Origin of the sequence: Dyadobacter fermentans DSM 18053 (genome assembly GCF_000023125.1) — a bacterium.
Classification (GTDB): Bacteria; Bacteroidota; Bacteroidia; order Cytophagales; family Spirosomataceae; genus Dyadobacter; species Dyadobacter fermentans.
Genome location: NC_013037.1, coordinates 4,138,414 through 4,159,048, shown reverse-complemented (window position 1 = coordinate 4,159,048; position 20,635 = coordinate 4,138,414). Strand labels below are relative to the sequence as shown.

The window sequence follows — 20,635 nt, the reverse complement described above, 5'->3', positions numbered from 1 at the left end:
TGTCGCTGGTGGGGAGTCAAGGGTGGTCAGATGTTGTTATGCGTAGTCAGGTATTATCAAAGGGTAAATTTATCAGGTTGTTGTGATGTGTAGTTGTATGCGCCGTTTTGGAGAAGTAAATGCCGTTAGGCATCTAACATTGGTAGCAAACGCAGTCTGCCCGATTGTGTCAAAATGCCGTCAGGCATGTAACAACCGAGCATTGTTGTTGCATGCCTGACGGCATTTGCCGAAGTAGAACTTCTGGTCTGGCGGCTACCAATATTCCATCGCTACGCGATTTTGCGAAGCAATGAAGGAGTACAACAGTGGCAATACCTGACTACCCCTGACCACTATGACCTTAAAACCCTCCACGGTACTTATATGTACTCGCCACCTTGTCAATCGCCACGATGTACGCCGCAATGCGCAGTGATACCTTGTATTTCAGGGACGTTTCATACACCTTGTCGAAGGAATCTTTCATAATGCGGTCGGTGCGGCGGTTGATGCGTTCGAGTGTCCATTTGTAGCCGATGCGGTTTTGCACCCATTCGAAATAGGATACCGTTACGCCGCCGGCATTGGCGAGGATGTCGGGGACGACCATTATGCCTTTGTCATTGATAATGTCGTCGGCTTTGGCGGATGTGGGGCCGTTGGCGCCTTCTACGATCATCCGAGCCTGGATGCCCGCCACGTTCTTGCGGGTGATTACGTCCTCTTTCGCTGCGGGCACGAGTACGTCCACAGGTAATGTGAACAGGTCGTCGCCGGAAATGAGCTCCGCTTTGGCATAACCTTCCAATGAACCCTTGTTGGCATCACGGTAAGCAATGGCATCCGCAATGTCGATGCCCTTATCATTATAATATGCCCCTGAAATGTCGCTGATCGCGTGGATGGCCGTGCCGCGCTCGCGCAGGAGCAGCGCTGCGTGCGAGCCAACATTACCAAAGCCCTGCACCGCCGCCGTAGCACGGTAAGGATTGATGCGGAGCTTTTCCATACCAGCCAATGCGGATACCATTACGCCGCGGCCGGTTGCTTCCGTACGGCCCAATGAGCCGCCGAGGACCAGCGGTTTGCCGGTCACCACGGCGGGTACCGTCATTCCTTTCGATTTGGAATACTCATCCATGAGCCACGCCATCTCGCGCGGACCGGTGCCCATATCGGGTGCGGGAATGTCCTGGTCGGGGCCAAACACGTCGAGTAATGCCGTCGTGTACGCGCGCATGAGACGTTCGATCTCGCCGGCCGACATTTCACGTGGGTTGCAGGCTACACCGCCTTTGGCGCCGCCGTAGGGAATGTCCACCACGGCACATTTCCAGGTCATCCACGCGGCCAATGCGCGCACTTCATCGAGGTTTACATCGGGGTCAAAACGAATGCCGCCTTTGCTGGGGCCGAGGATGGTGGAATGGATCACACGATAACCTTCGAAGGTGCGGATTTCGCCGGAATCCATCGTTACCGGCAGGCCCACCGTGACTTGTTTGCGGGGCACTTTGAGGATATAATACATTTCTTCCGAAATGCCGAGCAGGTCTACCGCCTTGTCGAATCGCTGCATCATTGACTCCAACGGATTGTCTTTATCCTTAATCGGAGCCGGTTCTATGTAAGACATTATTTGATTTATAAAATGTTGATAATAAACAGATTAGCTCAGTGTATCCGAGCGTCTGATACAAACTACGGTATTTGTTATAATAAAAACAAAAAACTAGTTTTTCTTGAAATAGTAATAAAAACCAGCCGAAGTAGAATGTTTCAGCCTTGTGACCAAGACTAAAATTATACCAACGCTTTTAGCGATTCTTCCAAATAATGTGGCGGGATCGGGGCAAATTCTGAAATGCAGAAAAAATAAAAAAGGAGGCAAAGAATTGCCTCCTTTTCGGGTTTGGAATGTCGGGCTTGGATTAAGCCATTTCCAGTTTGGATGCATAACGCTTGCGATCGTTTTCATCCAGGTATATTTTCCGCATACGCATGTTCTGCGGGGTAACTTCGAGGTATTCGTCTTTCTGGATGTATTCCATTGATTCTTCCAGAGAGAAGTTGATTTTCGGAGCGATACGCAGGCCGTCGTCCGAGCCGGAAGCACGCATGTTGGTCAGCTTTTTCGCTTCTTGCAGGTTCACCACGATGTCGTTAGGGCGGTTGTGCTCGCCTACTACCTGTCCACCGTAGATCTCATCGCCCGGATCAACGAAGAAACGTCCGCGATCTTGCAGTTTATCAAGGGTGTAACCCGTTGCAGGACCTGTGTTTTTCGAAATGATCGATCCGTTCAGACGGCCCGGGATCGGTCCGCGGAATGGCTCGAAGCTTTTGAAACGGTGGGTCATTACGGCTTCACCTTGTGTGGCGGTCAGTACGTTTGAACGAAGACCGATCAATCCGCGTGAAGGGATCTCGAACTCAAGGTGTTGCAAATCGCCTTTCGGTTCCATGATCAACAGCTCACCTTTACGCTGGGTAGCCAATTCGATCACTTTTCCGGCGGTTTCTTCCGGTACGTCTACCACCAATGTCTCGATTGGTTCGAGGCGCTGGCCGTTTTCGTCTTCCTTATAAAGCACCTGTGGCTGACCTACCTGCAATTCGTAACCTTCACGACGCATGGTTTCGATCAATACCGACAAGTGAAGGATACCCCGGCCATAAACGAGGAATTTGTCTTCCGTATCCGTGTTTTCCACGCGCAATGCGAGGTTTTTCTCGGTTTCTTTCAACAACCTGTCGCGGATGTGGCGTGAGGTAACGAATTTACCTTCCTTACCAAAGAATGGCGAGTTGTTGATTGTGAAGAGCATGTTCATAGTAGGCTCATCCACGGCAATGCGCGGCAGTGCCTCAGGGTTTTCAGCGTCAGCAATGGTGTCGCCGATTTCGAAATCTTCGATACCGGTTACAGCGCAAATATCACCTGCACCTACTTCGGTTACTTTGGTTTTACCCAAACCTTCGAATACCTGTACTTCTTTGATTTTCACCTTCTTGTTTACACCACCGGCTTTGCAAAGCGTTACGGTCGATCCTTCCTTGATGGTGCCTCTTTTCACGCGGCCGATGGCGATACGGCCAACGAATGCGTTGTAATCGAGTGAGGTGATCTGCATTTGCAGGTTACCTTCCGGAATCACCGGCGCAGGGATCTGCTCAATGATCGTGTCGAGCAAGAATGTAATATCTTCGGTTGGTTTCTGCCAGTCAGGGCCCATCCAGCCTTGTTTCGACGAACCGTAAACGGTTACGAAGTCGAGCTGGTCTTCGGTAGCGCCTAGGTTGAACATCAGGTCGAATACATTTTCCTGAACTTCTTCCGGGCGGCAGTTTTCTTTATCTACTTTGTTGACAACCACGATGGGTTTCAGGCCAAGGCCAATGGCTTTGCCGAGCACGAAACGGGTTTGCGGCATCGGACCTTCAAATGCATCGACCAGCAACAAAACGCCATCCGCCATTTTAAGTACGCGTTCTACCTCACCACCGAAGTCTGCGTGACCTGGTGTATCAATTACATTGATTTTCACATCTTTGTAACGCACCGATACGTTTTTGGAAACAATTGTAATCCCACGCTCACGTTCCAGATCGTTGTTGTCGAGGATCAGGTCGTCGAACTCCTGATTGTCGCGAAACAGCTTTGACGCGTGGATGATTTTGTCGACCAAAGTGGTTTTACCGTGGTCAACGTGCGCAATAATTGCGATGTTACGAATGGCTTGCATTGTTTTATGGATCAGATGTTTACGGCACTGTCACGAAACGGTCGATTTACGCTCCAATGGCCGATTTGGCTTTTGTCTGGATATATTTTGCCAAACAGGGTGCAAATGTACGTAGTTTTTCCCTGAATAACAGTATTTTACAATTAATTAATTGTTATCCCGTGAAAAACAGCCTTTAAACTAAAAGAAGTGCAAAATGGAAGAAATGCGGTCAGTATGCAGCTGGTTCTTTTTGTGACATATCGTAGAGGTTGTCAGGGTCGAAATCGACACCATTATCCCACGTCAATGTTCCGTAGGAGTCGAGCTTCACTGTTTTAAAATAAGTGGGATCTGACAGTTGGCTTATCAAACCATCATTTATCCTGCGGTACTTTTCAATTATCGCTGTCAGGTTTACAACGCGTGTTTCACCCGTGTTGAACAGGCATGTCACAGCGTAGTCATGTACTTCGATAATATTTGTGATGTAGTGCAGCATAGATCCATATATCAAAGATATGAAAAATCACCGCATCACGCCATTTTGCAATCGCCTGCGCGTTTTGTTAATTTGTAGGGATTGAATGATTATTAAACCTCATGATGAACAAAAACCTACTGGCCGGATTATTCCTGTCAATCAACACTTTGGCGCTTGCGCAGACGGCCGCTCCGCAGGAACGCCTGCCGCAGGAACGCCTGCCGCAGGACGATGCAGCCAAATATGCGGCAAGCATAACTCCCTCAGATCTTAAAAAGCACCTGGTCATTATCGCTTCCGACAGCCTCGAAGGCCGGGATACCGGCTCGCCGGGTCAGAAAAAGGCTGCGGAATACGTTTCGAAGTACTTTAAACAATACGGATTGCAGCCCATTGTGACCGATGCCGACGGTTCCAAAAGCTTTTTGCAAAAATATAAACTCTACAAACGCAGCTGGGGCGAGGTGTATGTGAAGTCGAACGGAAAGAAATACGAGTTTAACAAAGACTTCTATCTCAACGGTTTGCTCGATATTCCGGAAGAGATTACAACCAGCCTGGTCACGGCGGGTTACGGAATTGAAGATGAAAAATATAACGATTACGCCGGCATCGACGTGAAAGACAAGTCGGTAGTGCTGTTCGATGGCGAACCTCAGACCTCGGGCGGCAAATACCTCATCACCGGCAATTCGGAGAAAAGCAAGTGGAGCGGGCCGGTCTCATGGCAGGTGAAAGCCAAGCTGGCGCGTGAAAAGGGCGCCCGGTACATTTTCATTATTACGGATAAAACCGGCGAGGATCTCGACAAGGAGATCCGCCAGCGCGCGGTAATGGCGCGGCGGTTTAGTGCACCCACGCTGAAACCAGTTCAGGAAAATCCGGCAGGAACGGCTGCATTCGTCGTTTCCGGTAAAGTAGCCGCGGAGATGCTCGGCACGACGGTTCAGAAACTGAATAAATTGAAGTCCGGGATCGACAAATCGGGCAAACCGGTGTCGAAAGACTTCAGCGGGACGGCTTCCCTGAAAGTAGGGCGCGTGAGTGAAACGATCGATACGGAGAACGTGGCCGCATTTATGGAAGGGACCGACAAGAAAGATGAAGTGCTCGTGATCAGCGCGCATTTGGACCATATCGGTATTTCGGAGAACGGGGAGATCAACAATGGCGCGGATGACGACGGTTCGGGTACGGTTTCGCTGCTGGAACTGGCAGAGGCGTTCGGTAAAGCCAAAGCCGAGGGTAAAGGGCCGCGCAGGAGCATTCTGTTTTTGAATGTTACCGGCGAAGAAAAGGGACTGTTCGGTTCGGAATACTACTCCGAAAACCCGCTGCTGCCGCTCAAAAACACCATTGCCAACCTGAACATCGACATGATTGGCCGCGTGGATGAGGCGCACAAAAACGATCACCGGTATGTTTACCTGATCGGCTCGGACAAGCTCTCGTCGAAATTGCACGAGATCAGTGAGGAGGCGAATAAAAAGTATGTCAACTTCAAGCTCGACTACACATTCAACGACCCGAAAGATCCCAACCGCTTCTACTACCGCTCAGACCATTACAATTTTGCCAAAATGGGCGTTCCCGTGATTTTCTACTTTACAGGCGTGCATGAGGACTACCACCGGCCGGGTGACGATGTGGAGAAAATCCTCTTCGATAAGCAAACGGAAATCGTGAAACTGGTTTTCCACACTGCCTGGGAGCTTGTGAACCGCGATGAACGCATTGTGGTGGATAGCCATAAGGAGTAGGTGATGGTTGGGAGGAAGGAGAATGGAGGAGGCGGGAAATGGGGTGTTTAAACTGATATTGATATGAAACGGGTTTTGTTTTTGCTGATTTTTTGTGCGTTTACAATTGCTTCGCGGGCACAGGTGCCGGTGGAGAATTCTTTGCTTTGGGAAATCAGCGGCCGCGGGCTGGCTAAACCTTCGTATTTGTTTGGCACGATCCACCTCATTTGCCCCACCGATTTCTCGATCAGCGACTCCCTGAAAAGCACCCTCGCGCGCACCCAGCAGGTGGCGCTCGAAATGGATATGGACGACCCGGGTATGATGACCGGGATGATGAAAACAATGAATATGACCGACGGTAACGAGTTAAAAAAGCTCGTTACCGCGTCGGAATACGAGCGGCTGAACCGCTTTTTTACGGATTCTGTGCACGTAGGTCTGGCGATGTTCGAACGGGCCAAACCATTTATTCTGATGGGCCCGCTCTTCAATGCATTGCTCGACTGCCAGCCGCAATCCTACGAAATGGCACTTGTGGAGCTCGCCGGCAAGCAGAAGTCCGAGGTGATCGGCATTGAAACGCTGGAAGAACAAATGGCTATTTTCGACACGATTCCTTACAAAGATCAGGCAAAAATGCTGCTCACCCTGATCGACAGTTTACCTTCCGCCAAAAAAGAATTCCGGAGCCTGGTTGCATTGTACAAAATGCAGGACATCAGCAAGCTGTACGATTTGACGATGAAAAGTGATTTTGGAATGGACGGCAATGAAGAAGTAATGCTGTTTGCCCGCAACCAAAAATGGATCCCCCGCATCCGTCGTATCGCCAGTGCGAAGCCAACATTTTTCGCCGTCGGTGCTGCGCATTTGGGAGGGGAACGCGGTGTGATCGCCTTGCTGAGGAAAGAAGGCTTCCAGGTTCGAGCGGTCAAGTAACGCGCGGCGGGTTCGGTGATAATTAGCGCCAGCCGTTTGAAAACCGTTGCAGATTCGTCACACGTTATTAGCAGGTAAAGCGATAAATTGAGTGTTGTAAATTTTCGCTAACACACTTGCTACATGAATCTGGAAAAATACGACCTGAATTTTGACGACGATCACTTTACATTCAGATTCATCAGCGACGGGCCACGAGGCAAAATTCAAAAAATCGTAGTTTTTACGGAGCTTGTCGGGACGGACAATTACTACAATCTCTCGTTTGGGGATTGGAATGAATTCACTCAAAAGCTGGATGACACAATTATTTCAAATAACCTGGATACGCCCAAAATACTGAGTACCGTGGCTTTTGTTGCTGAGTCCTTTCTAGCAAAAAGACCCGGGGCGGTGATTTTTGCGGCAGGCAACAGTGCAGCGCGAAACAGGTTGTACAGGATAAGCATTGCGAAACATTTGGCAGAGATAAATAGCCGCTTTGTTGTTCGCGGAAGCTGCAATAAAAAGTGGCAATCTTTTAAGAAGGGTGTCAGCTACGATGCGTTCTTACTATTTCATAAATGAAGTTTTTTAGATCAAAATAACTGCCAGCTTATGGAAAACGAACAAAGCCAGGTTTTGGAAGACGTTGCAGCGAAATGCTTTCCGCCACTTCCTGATTTATCCAATGACCCATTCGTATTGAGAAAGCAAAGAATGGCAATTGAATTTTTGACATCCAATCCGGTACCTAAGCATTTATTACCCAGAAAACGAAATCAGTCAAGTGTCCGATCAAAACGCTGAGATCCAGCGCGTGAGCCATTCGGGGTTGAAAAAGAGCATAAGCAAGGCCACGAGGAAGATCCCGGCGATGAATTTGCCGGAAGCGCTGTTGTTGGTGCTCACCGCTTCGGCGCGCACTGTTTTGAAAAACAGCAGGTACGGCAGCCGCATGTAGTAAGCCAGTGAAATGGCAGCATTAAGAATGCCGCCAACCAGCAACCACAGCATCCAGGTGAGCTCCTGGTCATGGTAGCTGTCCCAAAGGGCGGAGAAAACGAGCAGCTTGGAAGTGAAGCCGGCGGTAGGGGGTAGGCCAGCCAGCGCCACCATCACGACCGTCAGAATGCCGGAGATCCAGATGTAGTTGCGGCCGAGGCCTTCGTAGTCTTTGAGCTGGGTTTCCTGCCTCGGTTGCAGCAGATCCACCAGGAAAAACGCCGCAAGATTGATCACGAGGTAAGCGGATGTGTAAAATACGGCCGCTTCGAAGCCGAAACGGCTATATGCGGCAATGCCTACCAGCAAATAACCTGCCTGGGCAATGGAGGAGTAGGCCAGCAGGCGGCGTGCATTGGTTTGCCAAAGCGCAGCCACATTGCCGATCGTCATGCTGATCAGCGCGATACCGCCCAAAACAGGGAAGTATTGGGAAGGCAAAATGCCGGCAAGGCGCATGAGCACCAGCACCACAGCGGCCTTTGGAGCTACGGAAAGGAAGGATACCAATGGCGTGGGCGCCGCTTCGTAAACGTCGGGCGTCCAGATGTGGAATGGCACGAGCGAAAGTTTGAAAAGCAGGCCTGCGAGCGTCAGTACAATGGTGACCGTTACAACAAGGTCGGAATTGTTCGTTAATGCGACGGTCATGTCTTGGCTCGTGATATCAAGCGTGCCGCTCAGGCCGTAGATCAGCGAAATGCCGTATAGCATTACCGCCGAGCTGGCGGTGCCGAAAAGCAGGTATTTAATGCCGCCCTCAGCTGCTTTTTTGTACGGCGAAAGCGCTACCAGCAGGTAGGAGCTTATGGAAATGAGTTCCAGCGAGAGGTAAATCGACAGCAGGTGTGTGGACATTGTCAGCAAATGCAAGCCTGCCACGGCGGCTATCAGCAAGGCATGGTACTCAGCCGGGAAATCGTATTTGAGGATGCGGACGTGGAGTAATGTAAAAATCCAGGCGAGTGTAATCAGTATTTTGAAGAATACGGCCTGCCTGTCGAGGAACAGCAGGGGCTGGAACCGGAATGCGGGCTCGGAATTCCATTGGCCGACGACGAGCAGCAATGTTACCAGGCTCCCTGCCAAAGCCACGCTCAGGAGGTAGGACGTCGCTTTTTCTTTGCCGAAGCGTTTCACAAAAAGCAGTTCTGCAAGCAGGAACACACAAAAGAAAATGGCCAGAAATATTTCAGGGATGATTCCGCCGAGGCTCTGGCGTATATGTATGAGCTGGTCGTTGATGTCCAAGAGAGCAGGTACAATTTTTATGCAAAAGTACAGAAAGAGGGCGGGGAATCCAGCCCTTAGGCTTCCAAACCTCGAACTTATCAAATTAACCAACTTAAATCATGAAATATTTGCTAAGAATTTTCACGCTGGCATCCTGCATCGCAGCCGCTCAGGTGAATGCGCAGGATTCGACGGGATTGGCGGGAACGCCCTATCAGGAAACACAACTTGCGGCAGGTGATAAGTCGCCGTATTTATTGAAAGAATGGTATTCGGGCGCCGTCCGGACCAGCGACGACCGCGTTCATGACGGCGTTCAGCTGCGGTATGACTATCTGAAAGATGAAATAGAATATAAAACGGGTTCCGGTATGTACAGGGTGTCGTCCGGTGTGAAGGAGTTCACGATTCCGAGCGGCGTGGAGTTGTACACATTCAGAAGCGGGTACCCGGCAGTTGGGAATGGAACCGAAAACAGCTTCTACCGCGTACTTTACGATGGGAACACCAAGCTTTTGAAAAAATATACCAACCCTATTAAAGTGGAAAAAGCCAGCGCCACAAGGGAAATGGATGCCGGCGCGAAATTGTATCTTTTGAAGGATGGGAAAATGAATGCGGTGCAGCTCAGTAACCGTAACAGTTTTCTGAAACTGCTCACAGACGAGAGGAATAAGCTAAATTACGTAATTAAAGAGCAGCAGCTGGACTTTGCCGGCGAAGACGACCTCATTCGCCTGTTGGAAGAATATGATTCTTACAAGGCCGGGCGCGGCGGTAACTAGCCTACTTTTCCACAACCCAGCGATTTACGCTGTTGTATTTGCCCTCGATAACGATCTTAAAGAAGCCGGAAGGATATTGCGAAATGTCTATTCCGGCTTTTTCATTGGCCACGTCTACCTCGTCCATCAGGTAATACAGGTCACGACCGCCTTTTTCGAACTCATTGGTCGTGGCGAGCCAGATTTTTACTTTTCCTTCCTTTTCAACGGCTTTCCAGGAAATATCCACCTTGCCCGCCGATTTTTGAACAACCGGCGATACGATTGAAAGCTTGCCTGTAAATGCAACGCCGTCCACTTCAAACGACTGTTCTTTTGGGATATGAATGTCCATATGACGGGCCACGGTTGGGAAAATGTCCACTACGCCGGGTGTCGCCTTGAAGTTTGCATTCAAATTTTTTGCATTCGTCACGATCCACGTGCTGCGTTCGCGATCGCTCTGGCCGCCGTGGCCCTGGCCGGTTTTGGCGTCGCGGCCATGGTCGGTTGTGATCACGATGAGCCAGTCTTCATTATAAGTTTTCTCGCGGTAGGAGACAGATTTCCAAAGGCGGCCCATCTGGTCGTCCATCATTTGAATGGCTTTGTGGAATTGCTCGCTGTCGCCATATTTGTGGCCCATATCATCGGTGTATTCGAGGTAAACCCATGACATATCCGGGCCGTTGTCGCGGATGTAAGCGGCCGCCTCGTTCACAACTTTCTCGTCGATTTTGTGAATGTATTCCTTCTGTTCGTCGTGCTTGAAATGCATGGTGTCCAGCTCGAAACCATCGAAAGAATAGTCGATTTGCAGCTGGCCGGTTTGTGGGAGGTTGGTACCCACAAGCTTGGTGCGGTTGTCAAGCCAGGTCGAGAAAATAGCGGTGCGTTTTTGTGGATATTGCTCTTCCAGAAAGCGAAAAAGTGTCCAGTAGTGATAGTTCGGGTCTTTAATATCATTATCCCAAACATTATGCTTGTTCACCCAGGTGCCCGTGAGCAAGCTGTTATAACCCACGGCCGAAATGGTCGGCGTTTGCGAGTAGGTGCCTTTGCCTCCGCCTACGTACGCACGTGTGTACCCGCCCACCTTCGCGATCGCGTCCAGATGGGGCGTCGCGATTTTTTCCTTACTGTCGCTGGAAATGCCGTCCACAATCACGAAGACGACCTTTTTGGTTTTAGCAGCCTGCGAAAAAGCATTCGGGGCAATGCTTGCAGCCAACAATAGTCCTAACAGGAAGGAAATGCGGGTTTTCACAAATTGAATGATGTTTTCTAGGGGCTTACCGGTTGTTCCGGCGCTGCGTCCGTCTTTTTCTTTTTACCAAATGCATAAACAATCCCAAAATGGCTTTTCAGAACACCGCTGTCGAACTTGTCTTTGACATACGGGTTCAATTCCAATGCGAGCATAATGCGGCGGTTCATCGGAAGCGGCGCAATGCGCACGCCTATGTTGACAGAATAGCCGTCGACCGTGATTACATCCGCGTCGGGATCGGCAATGCGGTACAGAGGATTTAGCCGGAGGCCACCACCAATGTACCATTGGGCTACTTCGCCTCTTTTGAGGTTGATCATCGGAAGCAGGTCAATGCTAAGACTGCTGAACAGTGAATTGGTTTGAAGCCGCGTATCGAGCCAGATCACTTTTTTCGCGTTCGTGCTGACGGTCAGCAGGCTGCTCCACGGGTAGTAACCCACCGATGCCTGCGCCCGCAGCTTTCCCTGGCCCAGCAGGGCGATCAGCATCAGTACAAAAAGAACTCGTTTCATCGAGGAGAGTTTTTAGCGGCGCATTGCTTTGCCAAGCTTGCCGGCCGCCTGCATGGTATTCATTTTTTTCATCATTTTCCGCATTTCATCAAATTGTTTGATCAGGTTGTTGACTTGCAGAATGGTGGTGCCGCTACCGGCTGCAATGCGTTTTTTGCGGCTGCCGTCGATGATATCGGGGTTCTCGCGTTCTTTTTTGGTCATCGACTGAATGATCGCTTCAATGGGTTTGAACGATTCGTTGTCGATATCGAGGTTCTTAATGGCTGAGCCCATGCCCGGAATCATTCCGATGAGGTCTTTTACGTTACCCATCTTTTTGATCTGCTGCAATTGGCCGAGGAAGTCGTCAAAATCGAATTTATTCTGACGCATTTTGGCGTTAATGCGCTTTGCCTCGTCTTCGTCGAATGCCTGCTGTGCGCGTTCCACGAGGGAGATCACGTCACCCATGCCGAGGATCCGGCTTGCCATACGATCGGGGTAGAAGGAGTCGAGCGCTTCCATTTTTTCCCCGGTACTGATGTATTTGATCGGTTTTTCGACCACCTGGCGGATCGAAAGCGCCGCACCACCGCGGGCGTCACCGTCGAGTTTGGTAAGTACTACACCGTCGAAATCAAGTCTTTCGTTAAAGGTTTTAGCCGTGTTCACCGCGTCCTGACCGGTCATCGAGTCGACTACGAAGAGGATTTCGGAAGGTTTTACGGAAGTTTTAATGTCTTCCACCTCTTTCATCATCACCTCGTCCACTGCCAAACGGCCCGCCGTATCGACGATCACGATCTTTTTGCCGGATTTTTTAGCGTGCGACACCGCGTTCTGCGCAATGCTTACCGCATTTTTGTTCTCAGGCTCAGAATATACCTCCACGCCGATCTGCTCTCCGAGCACTTTCAGCTGGTCGATCGCCGCAGGGCGGTACACGTCGCAGGCAGTCAAAAGTACCTGGCGCCCTTGTTTTTTTAGTAATGAAGCGAGTTTTCCGGAGAATGTGGTTTTACCGGAACCTTGCAAACCGGCGATCAGGATCACCGCGGGGTCGCCTTTGATATTGATCCCCTCGGCATTGCCGCCCATCAGTTCAGTGAGCTCTTCCTGCACGATTTTGACAAACATCTGCCCGGGTTCAACAGAAATCAGGATTTTTCTGTCGATGGCCTTTTCACGGATGCGGTCTGTAATTTCTTTGGCTACCTTGAAGTTTACGTCGGCATCAACCAGCGCTTTGCGGACTTCCTTGGTGGTGGCGGCAACATTTATATCGGATATCCTGTCCTTTCCTTTTAGTGTGCGAAAGGCGTTATTAAGCTTGTCCTGTAAGTTTTCAAACATGGAGTAATATCTATGAATCTGAACCTGAATTTGAAATAAAACACAAAGGTATAAATAAAATGAGGAGTACAGGATAGTTAGCTCCCGTACTCCTCAATATTCACTGGCCCGGAGGCCTGCATAATGTCTATTTTTTGAACTTGGCGGCGATCCAGCGGAACATTTTCTTTTCCTTTTCCCAAAAAAACGAGAACTGGCCGAGCAGAAACCCGTACAACAGCAACAGGCTCTGGTAAGTCGGGAAAATGAACAGAATGTAAGTGATTGTTTTGAGCCACATCGGCGTCGCATCGTCATACCCGAGGAGGTTAAACAGCCCTTTGCGGAGCCAAACTACCGACGAGCCCGACAAACTGAACACCGCGAGTACCAATAAAACCTGCCTGGTTGTTTCCAATCCCCATTTTTCCTGCATTTTGCCCAACCAGGGCTGCGCATTCTTTTCTCCGCTTTGCATATATGTTATTGTATTGACTGCTACTGGAATTCCTGCAAAGTAACAACGCGAATCTCAAAAATCCTTGATTTTAATGAAGGTTTAATGGCCGGGTTCGTGAAAGGCGGTGCGTTTGGGACAGGCAAAGCAGCGGTTCATCGGTTGCATCAAAACGACGTCCCCACACCCGGGTCGGAAAAACGTTTGTCTTTGATGAAATCGTCGTCATTCAATGTTTTCAGGAATGCGACGATGGATTGTTTTTCGGCACTTGTCAGGCTGATTCCGCGTTTTTGGCCAGCTACATTCAGCAGCGGATCGAGGGTGGGCGACACGTGGATGCTGTCCTTGTTGCCCGGCCGGTCGTTGGCATAATGGTCGAGGACCTGTTCCAGGTTTGTGAACCGGCCGTCGTGCATGTAGGGTGCGGTAAGGCCGATATTGCGGAGGCTGGGCACCTTGAATTTCAGCCGGTCGTTTTCGTTCAAAGTGATGTCGTACCTGCCCTGATCGTTGATCCGGTTGGGCCTCAAGCCGTTGTTCCGGAACTTTTGATCGGTAAAAAGCTCTCCGGCATGGCAGGAGGCGCATTTTTGTTTGAAAATGGTTAAGCCGTTCTGTTCCAGGGAAGTTAATGCCGAAGCGTCGCCGCGCACATAGTAATCGTAGCGCGATGTAGCCGACACCATCGTCATCATAAACTGCGACAATGCAAGCATCATCCGGTCGGCTGTGATGCTATCGCTTCCGAACGCCGCTTTGAACATTTTGGGGTAATCTACCTGCTTGGCGGCACCAGCAACCGGGGTTTTCCTCAATTTTTCGATCACGTTGGAAACCCGCTCATCCATTTCGACCTTGTTTTGAATGGGCACCGGCGGCACCAGGTCCATGTCATGCACGCCGCCGTCCCAGAAAAACGAGGTGCTCCAAGCCATATTTTGGACCGACGGGGCGTTGCGTGTACCGATCAGGTCGTCCACGCCGTGGCTCAGGTCGTGGCCGTGATGCGTAAATGCCGCCTGCTGCTGATGGCACGTGCCGCAGCCGATATTGTCGGTTCTGGAAAGTATGCCGTCGTAAAAAAGGAACTTGCCGAGTTCGACACCCTCGACGGTCAATGGATTTTTGGACAAATCATAAACCGGGTCAGGGAAATACGACGGCTTCGTCCATTGCAAGGGCGTGGGCGTTTTGGCGGGCGGGGCCACCGGCTCGGGGTTGTCGGGCTTCCTGCCGCAGGAAACTACCGCCATCACGATCAATATGCCTGCAATTTTCTTCATCATCGTTCGCGGACGTGATTTCAGTTGATTTTTATTTCCTTGACACTAAACATGCCTGCATAGTTGTCGGCGACATTTTTTGAAAACGGTGTGAACATCACGCCGGGGTTCTCCTTAATGCTCAGCTGCGTCGGACCGTCGAATATTTTCAGGATATTGGCCTGAATAAGTACATTGGATACGATGCTCGTAGTGACGATGGCTTTCTGACCGGGGAAATTCAGTTTCACGGTTTTAATGTTATTGAGCGTTGGCGCCGTTAAGCCGCCGAAGCCTCCTATATGGTAGAAGTATTTCCCGTTGGCGGTCGTCGACGAATCGGACGAGCCTTCCATTTTCAGGAAAATGTAGCCTGGGTTCCAGTCCCAATACATGGCCTCTTCGTTGGTAGGGCCGCTATCCTTGTCGAGAATGCCTTTGCGTCCGGGCTGCGAGGGGTCCATGACACTCCGCAGGCTGTCCACGCCGATGGTGAATTCCACGCCGGTATACTCGCCGGTGAGCACATTCCTGATCGTGAGTTTCTGCGATTCGCGGTTCGATTCGCGGATCAGGAAATAGCTCGAATCCTGTGGCACCGTGAACACGCTGCCGTCCATTCTGATCAGTTTGATATTGGAAATGTAGTAATTGAGTATGCTCACTGTAAAATCTTCTCCTGCCGAGTTCTGGTATCTCACACTATCGAGCTGTAAATCCTGGTTGCCTGCGATATTGTCGAATTGCAGTTGGATCGTACCCGTTTCAATGGGGTCGGTATCATCTTTTTCGTCGGGAAACTGACATGAAGCCATCCATAGTGCCGACGCTATCGCCAGCAATATTGAAAATGTCCTTTTCATAAATATTTGTTTAATAAAAAAACCACCCACAGACAATACACGGGCTTTGAGCCGGCAAAATTGCACAAAGAATTTGTTCCAACTAATGATAGAACTGCAAACGGGCCGCTTTCATTGTGACGCATTGCAGTCCCGCAGGATAATCGGTGTTTGAATGTGCATTCGATTTAGGTTGCAAAATGTATATTTGGTAAAAAGAAACACACTATGGCCATAGCAGCGCGCGCATTAGCACTTCCCCACCCGACCATGTATTCAGAAGAGGAATATCTCCGCCTTGAAAACGACGCCTTTGAAAAGAGCGAATATTTTCAGGGGCAGATCATTAAAATGTCGGGTGCGGCACCGAATCATAATCGGGTAAAGGAGAATGTGATCGGGGAAATTTATCAGGTTTTGAAAAAGAACAAATCCTGCCGAAGCTCATCCAGTGACCAGCGCATTCATATTCCCGCCAATTCACTGTACACTTATCCCGACATTGTGATTGTCTGCGGGGCTAACCAGTTTTCAAAGCTTGATCGCATCACGATTATTAACCCGTCGGTAATTATTGAAATTCTTTCCCCATTCACCTGCGAGTACGACCGCGGGCAGAAATTCAAATTGTACCGTGACATTGAAACCTTGCAGGAATATGTGACGATAGATTCCCGTAAAGCCGACGCGCAGGTTTTCCGCCGTATGCCCGGTAATCAATGGATACTGGCCGATGATGCATTCTCCCTGACCGAAACAATTACAATTCAAACCATTGGCGCAACCCTGCAAATGGCCGATCTTTATGACGGCACCGAGAATGTAACCAGCCTCGTTCCCCCACCAAAAGAGTAATTTTCCTATATTTGCCCTTTGAACAATAAGGGGCATTTTGCTCCGTTTAAGATCAAAATTGTTTTTGAATAGAATCGACCTCTGTTTCATTCGCTTAACCATTCACTTTTTATTTCTGATATGATGCTTCTGCAAGCACTTACTGACTCTACTGCGGCTGCACCCGTCGCTGAGCAGGGCCTTTCCGTAATCGATCTGCTCGCCAAAGGGGGGTGGGTAATGTTGCCACTCGGGCTGTTGTTCCTCGCCACGCTGTTCCTGATCATCGAGCGTTTCCTCGGGATTGGCGCAAATGGTAGGATTGAGCCGCAATTTGTCGATAATGTGAAAGATTTTATCCAGCAGGGTAACCTGAAATCGGCCGAGTCGCTTTGCAGAAACCAGCGTAATGCCGCAGGCCGCATTCTCGAAAGGGCGATCGGCCGGATTGGCTATCCGATCAAAGACATTGAAACGACTATCGAAAACGCCAGCCAGATCGAAATCCAGCGCATGGAGGGAAATTTGCCTTATCTCGGGGTGATCGCCGGTATTGCGCCGATGCTCGGTTTCGTGGGTACGATCTCCGGTATCATCCGTATCTTCTACGATATTTCGATTTCCAATGACTTCAATATCAGCACCATTGCCGGTGGTATGTATGAGAAAATGATCACGTCCGGCTCCGGTCTGATCATCGGTTTGATCGCCTACGCGGGTTACCACTTGCTGAATATGAAGATCGACCGTTTTGCATTGCGCCTGCAAATGGCCGCGTCCGATTTCCTGGATGTGCTCCAAAAGCCAGTTGCTGCAAAATAGATATTCAAGGATGGCAGGTTCGCGCAATCTGCCCCATCTGACAACCCATTACATTTTCCAATATGAAAATACGTCGGAAGAGCCGGTTTGCCCCGGAGGTGTTCACGCACTCGCTCAACGATATCATGTTCTTCCTGCTGTTGTTCTTTTTGATCATCTCGACGATGTCCAATCCGAACGTGATCAAACTGATGCTGCCCAAGGCATCGGCAACGCAGCAGATGTACAAAAAGCAGATTACCCTGTCGGTTGACGAAAATAAGGCCTATTTTATCGATAAAGAGCCGATCCCTTTCGATAATCTGGAAACGCAGCTGCAAAGCATTTTTGCCGGCGTGGAGGAGCGCACCGTCGTTTTGAGAGTCGATAAAAACCTTGCCGTGCAGGATCTGGTGGATGTGCTCGAAATCGGGGCCAAGAACGATATCAAGATGGTGATGGCTACCGCTAAATAGAATTTTTGGGAGAAAGGACGAGGGAGTAAGGAGAATGGAAAGGGCTTGGAGATCGGATCTCCAAGCCCTTTTTCTTGCTTATTGATTTGCTGCGCTTTGGTAAATTTGCTCAACGATCTGTTGCAGGATAGCGCCTTGCTCGCCGTCGCAGATATTGGCCGTCTCCCCATCACAAAGATCCAGGAACGCCGTTGTGTTTTCCAGCTGAAAATCCACATCGGCCAAATGTGGGAAACGGATATCAGCCAGCTCGCCTGCTATTTCGGTGTGGACCGAAAGCGGGAATAGCCGGGCGCCGCCCTTGGTACCGAACACTTCCAGGTTGATCGTCTCTTCCTGCTCCATATTGAGCGCAAATGAGGTGGACAGCGAAATGCTGACGTTCCCCGGGAACGACAAATGTGCAAAGCAGGCATCTTCCACCTCGAATGTCGATGGATTCCAGGCACCTTTCAAGCCCTTTCCGCCGCTTTTGCCGATAAAATCGTACGTGTTGGCGACGATCCGAGTAGGTTGCTGATAGCCGGTGAGGCCTAATGCGAGGTCAAGGATGTGTACGCCGAGATCGATGAGCGCACCGCCTCCCTGGATGGTTTTGTTTGTAAAGTTGCCCCAGCCGGGAATGCCGCGGCGGCGCAGGTAGTTGGCTTTGATATGATAAATCTCGCCCAGGTTACCGGTCGCTTGGTAGTTTTTCAATGTCGCATACTCCGGTGCGTGGCGTCGCTGGAAGTTGTAGGCTAGTATTAATCCTTTCTTTTTAGCCAGATCGGCCATTTCGCGGGCTTCGCGCGCATTCATGGCTGGCGGCTTCTCGCAGAACACGTGACATCCGTTTTCGAGGGCCTGCATCGTGAACGGGTAATGCAGGTTATTAGCGGTGCAGTTAATCACGATGTCGGGCTTGCCTTCACTCCGGTACATTTGATCGGGATTATCGTAGGCGAACGGTACGCCATGTTTGTCGGCCAGCGCCAGCGCCTTATGGATGTCGCGGCTGCATATCGATACGGCTTTGACGCGATCGGACAGTTTAGCTAGCGCCGGAAGATGGTTCTGATCGGCAATATGCCCTCCGCCAATGATGGCCGCTTTTAGGATTGACATGAAAGGAAGAATAGGTTTGGTATATCTTCCAAATATCCGCATTAAAACGCGAAATGCGCTGCGAAAACCGGCATTACGCGTTTCTATTTTGCCCTGTATTTCAAGACTGGCGCGGCATATCGCCGGGATGTGAGGCCATAGTTGAGATACCTGTATGTCCCATTGTCATTCGACATGTACTCGGTAGCCGCATTGCTTGAAGTCTTGTAATTCACTGCTCCATACCTCACCTCGGGCACTTTGCCGGATGCCAGAATGTCTAATGGATTACCGAACAGCTTACCTATTTTTTCCATCGAAGAGGCGGGAGTAATGTCTCTGAAATTCATGAACCCCTGGCGCTTATCCTCACTTTTGTCCTCCATTTTGAAATTCACTTCAAGGGTGTATTCCATTTCAACCGGCTTACCGTTTTGCACCGCCGGATTCCACTTCGGCATATCGTTCACCACCCGCAACGCTTCCTTGTCGATGCCATAGCCGATGTTTTTCAGGCTTTTGGCATTGCGGATTTCGCCGTTTTTATCCACCGTGAATGAAACCAGCGCGATAGCTTCCAGTCTGATCTGCCGGGCAATTTCAGGATATTCCAGATTTTGCATTAAATATTGCATGAGGGCTTCCCTTCCGCCGGGAAACTGTGGTTGCTGCTCTACCACTTTCATATTGCGATCCACCGTCGAAGGGGGCGCGGAGGCAGTTACCGGCGCTGTGGCGGTTGCCGGTTTCCCGACGATCACCGGGCCGGTGATTTGATTCACCGCCTTTTTCATAACCAGCATGAGCTCGGTTTGATTATCAGAAACCGTCACTTCAACCGCTTGATAGGCAACATGCGTGATGACCAGTTTGGCGCCGGTCGGCACATTGTCCAGCTCAAACCAGCCGTTCCGGTCGGTAGTGGTGCCGCGTGTGGTTCCGGCTACGATCACTATCGCATCCGAAACAGGCTCTTTCTGTTCATTGGTGAGGTTACCCTTTACGCGGATGTTCTGTCCGATAGCGGCATCCAGCCGCTGGATCGCTTGCAACGGCGACCGGGAAGCTGAAATGGCCATAGAGCACATGAGCACCGGCAGGATTAGCAGATATTTGGCCAGCAGCCAACGGGAACTGCGCTTTTTGTAGATCATATCAATCCGGTTTTTGAGCATCGACGAGTTGAAAAAATGATTAGCCACCGCGATATCCGGGCTGCGGAGCGCATAAGCCACGAGAAACGACGCGTAACCGTGCCGGTCGGGAACCGGCTGGTCGGCGAGGTACTCGTGCACGGTTTGAATGCAGCGTTTGTAAAGCCACAGCACCGGATTGAACCAGAAACCGATTTTGAGCAGTTCGACCACCAGTATGTCCGCCGTGTGCCATTGCCGGATGTGCTCGCATTCATGGCGGATCACCGCGTCGGGGTTGTGCCGGTAGTCGTGTGCGCTCAGGAATAGCCAGTGGAAAAACGAAAAAGAGCTTCCGCCGTGCCTAACATTGCATTCCGGCAGCATTACGAGCGTGTACTGGCCCATTCCGATTGTTTCACTTTGGCGCGCTATCCGGATCAACCGCCTCAAACCGGAAAGGAATTGCCATCCCAGCACGACCACGCCGGCAAGATACGCAGCTGCGATCAGCCACAGCCATTCACCGCTACCTGTTTGCGGAGCATGGCCGGCCACCACGGCTACTGAGATAGTCGCTTTCTGGTAGACGGTTTCGGGTACGTAAATGGTCGTTACCGGTGCTGAGAAGCGTAATGCAGGCAATGCGAAGGCGATCAGTAACGAACCCAGCAGGTAGAAACGGTTCCAGTGAAAGAAAGTGTGCTTGCGGAGCAGGAGCCAGTAGCAGGCGTAAAATGCGCCCCAGTACAAATTGACTTTCAACAAATAAAGGAGCGTTTCCAT

19 protein-coding genes are annotated in these 20,635 nt (G+C 50.3%); 7 read left to right on the top strand and 12 right to left on the bottom strand.

Annotated features, from left to right (window positions below; genetic code table 11):
• Positions 1–343: 343 nt before the first annotated feature.
• The 3 genes from DFER_RS16830 to DFER_RS16820 all read right to left on the bottom strand — a co-directional run bounded on the left by DFER_RS16830 (position 344) and on the right by DFER_RS16820 (position 4,209).
• A complete protein-coding gene (locus DFER_RS16830) occupies positions 344–1,618 on the bottom strand; it encodes a Glu/Leu/Phe/Val family dehydrogenase (RefSeq protein WP_015812854.1) in 1,275 nt (424 codons plus the stop codon).
• Positions 1,619–1,913: 295 nt separating this feature from the next.
• Positions 1,914–3,728, bottom strand: coding sequence for a translational GTPase TypA (gene typA / locus DFER_RS16825; protein ID WP_015812853.1), 1,815 nt, complete (start codon positions 3,726–3,728; stop codon positions 1,914–1,916).
• A gap of 211 nt (positions 3,729–3,939) precedes the next feature.
• A complete protein-coding gene (locus DFER_RS16820) occupies positions 3,940–4,209 on the bottom strand; it encodes a DUF2442 domain-containing protein (protein ID WP_015812852.1) in 270 nt (89 codons plus the stop codon).
• A 101-nt stretch (positions 4,210–4,310) separates the two neighbouring features.
• Between DFER_RS16820 and DFER_RS16815 the strand changes: the two genes are divergently transcribed.
• The 3 genes from DFER_RS16815 (at position 4,311) to DFER_RS16805 (ending at position 7,442) form a co-directional block, all read left to right on the top strand.
• A complete protein-coding gene (locus tag DFER_RS16815) occupies positions 4,311–5,951 on the top strand; it encodes a M28 family peptidase (RefSeq protein ID WP_015812851.1) in 1,641 nt (546 codons plus the stop codon).
• Between the two features lie 63 nt (positions 5,952–6,014).
• Positions 6,015–6,875 carry a TraB/GumN family protein gene (locus DFER_RS16810; RefSeq protein ID WP_015812850.1) on the top strand — a complete coding sequence of 287 codons (861 nt, stop codon included), beginning with the start codon at positions 6,015–6,017 and terminating at the stop codon, positions 6,873–6,875.
• Positions 6,876–6,998: 123 nt separating this feature from the next.
• Entirely contained in the window at positions 6,999–7,442 is a 444-nt protein-coding gene (locus tag DFER_RS16805) for a DUF6934 family protein (protein WP_015812849.1), read from the top strand.
• Positions 7,443–7,652: 210 nt separating this feature from the next.
• Here DFER_RS16805 and DFER_RS16800 read toward each other — a convergent pair whose 3' ends face one another.
• A complete protein-coding gene (locus DFER_RS16800) occupies positions 7,653–9,110 on the bottom strand; it encodes an NADH-quinone oxidoreductase subunit N (protein WP_015812848.1) in 1,458 nt (485 codons plus the stop codon).
• Positions 9,111–9,211: 101 nt separating this feature from the next.
• Between DFER_RS16800 and DFER_RS16795 the strand changes: the two genes are divergently transcribed.
• Entirely contained in the window at positions 9,212–9,877 is a 666-nt protein-coding gene (locus DFER_RS16795) for a hypothetical protein (protein WP_015812847.1), read from the top strand.
• Position 9,878: 1 nt separating this feature from the next.
• Here DFER_RS16795 and DFER_RS16790 read toward each other — a convergent pair whose 3' ends face one another.
• From DFER_RS16790 to DFER_RS16765, 6 genes are all read right to left on the bottom strand, one after another.
• Positions 9,879–11,123, bottom strand: coding sequence for an alkaline phosphatase family protein (locus DFER_RS16790; RefSeq protein ID WP_015812846.1), 1,245 nt, complete (start codon positions 11,121–11,123; stop codon positions 9,879–9,881).
• A 17-nt stretch (positions 11,124–11,140) separates the two neighbouring features.
• Positions 11,141–11,641, bottom strand: a complete 501-nt coding sequence (locus DFER_RS16785) for a hypothetical protein (RefSeq protein ID WP_229206026.1) — start codon at positions 11,639–11,641, stop codon at positions 11,141–11,143.
• Positions 11,642–11,653: 12 nt separating this feature from the next.
• Positions 11,654–12,976, bottom strand: a complete 1,323-nt coding sequence (gene ffh / locus DFER_RS16780) for a signal recognition particle protein (protein ID WP_015812844.1) — start codon at positions 12,974–12,976, stop codon at positions 11,654–11,656.
• A gap of 127 nt (positions 12,977–13,103) precedes the next feature.
• Complete coding sequence (locus DFER_RS16775) at positions 13,104–13,433, bottom strand: DUF6787 family protein (RefSeq protein WP_015812843.1); 330 nt, start codon at positions 13,431–13,433, stop codon at positions 13,104–13,106.
• 146 nt (positions 13,434–13,579) lie between these two features.
• Positions 13,580–14,698, bottom strand: coding sequence for a cytochrome-c peroxidase (locus DFER_RS16770; RefSeq protein ID WP_041736492.1), 1,119 nt, complete (start codon positions 14,696–14,698; stop codon positions 13,580–13,582).
• A 20-nt stretch (positions 14,699–14,718) separates the two neighbouring features.
• Complete coding sequence (locus DFER_RS16765; RefSeq protein ID WP_041735234.1) at positions 14,719–15,540, bottom strand: MbnP family protein; 822 nt, start codon at positions 15,538–15,540, stop codon at positions 14,719–14,721.
• A 207-nt stretch (positions 15,541–15,747) separates the two neighbouring features.
• On the opposite strand from DFER_RS16765, the gene DFER_RS16760 reads away from it, so the two are divergent.
• The 3 genes from DFER_RS16760 to DFER_RS16750 all read left to right on the top strand — a co-directional run bounded on the left by DFER_RS16760 (position 15,748) and on the right by DFER_RS16750 (position 17,630).
• A complete protein-coding gene (locus DFER_RS16760) occupies positions 15,748–16,374 on the top strand; it encodes a Uma2 family endonuclease (RefSeq protein WP_229206025.1) in 627 nt (208 codons plus the stop codon).
• 120 nt (positions 16,375–16,494) lie between these two features.
• On the top strand, positions 16,495–17,175 hold the full coding sequence (locus DFER_RS16755; RefSeq protein ID WP_015812839.1) for a MotA/TolQ/ExbB proton channel family protein: 681 nt from the start codon (positions 16,495–16,497) through the stop codon (positions 17,173–17,175).
• Between the two features lie 62 nt (positions 17,176–17,237).
• Positions 17,238–17,630 (top strand): ExbD/TolR family protein, encoded by a 393-nt coding sequence (locus DFER_RS16750; protein ID WP_015812838.1) that lies wholly within the window; start codon positions 17,238–17,240, stop codon positions 17,628–17,630.
• Positions 17,631–17,708: 78 nt separating this feature from the next.
• Here the strand turns inward: DFER_RS16750 and DFER_RS16745 are convergent, their stop codons facing one another.
• Positions 17,709–18,737, bottom strand: coding sequence for a Gfo/Idh/MocA family protein (locus DFER_RS16745; protein ID WP_015812837.1), 1,029 nt, complete (start codon positions 18,735–18,737; stop codon positions 17,709–17,711).
• A gap of 83 nt (positions 18,738–18,820) precedes the next feature.
• Positions 18,821–20,635 carry a TonB family protein gene (locus DFER_RS16740; RefSeq protein ID WP_015812836.1) on the bottom strand — a complete coding sequence of 605 codons (1,815 nt, stop codon included), beginning with the start codon at positions 20,633–20,635 and terminating at the stop codon, positions 18,821–18,823.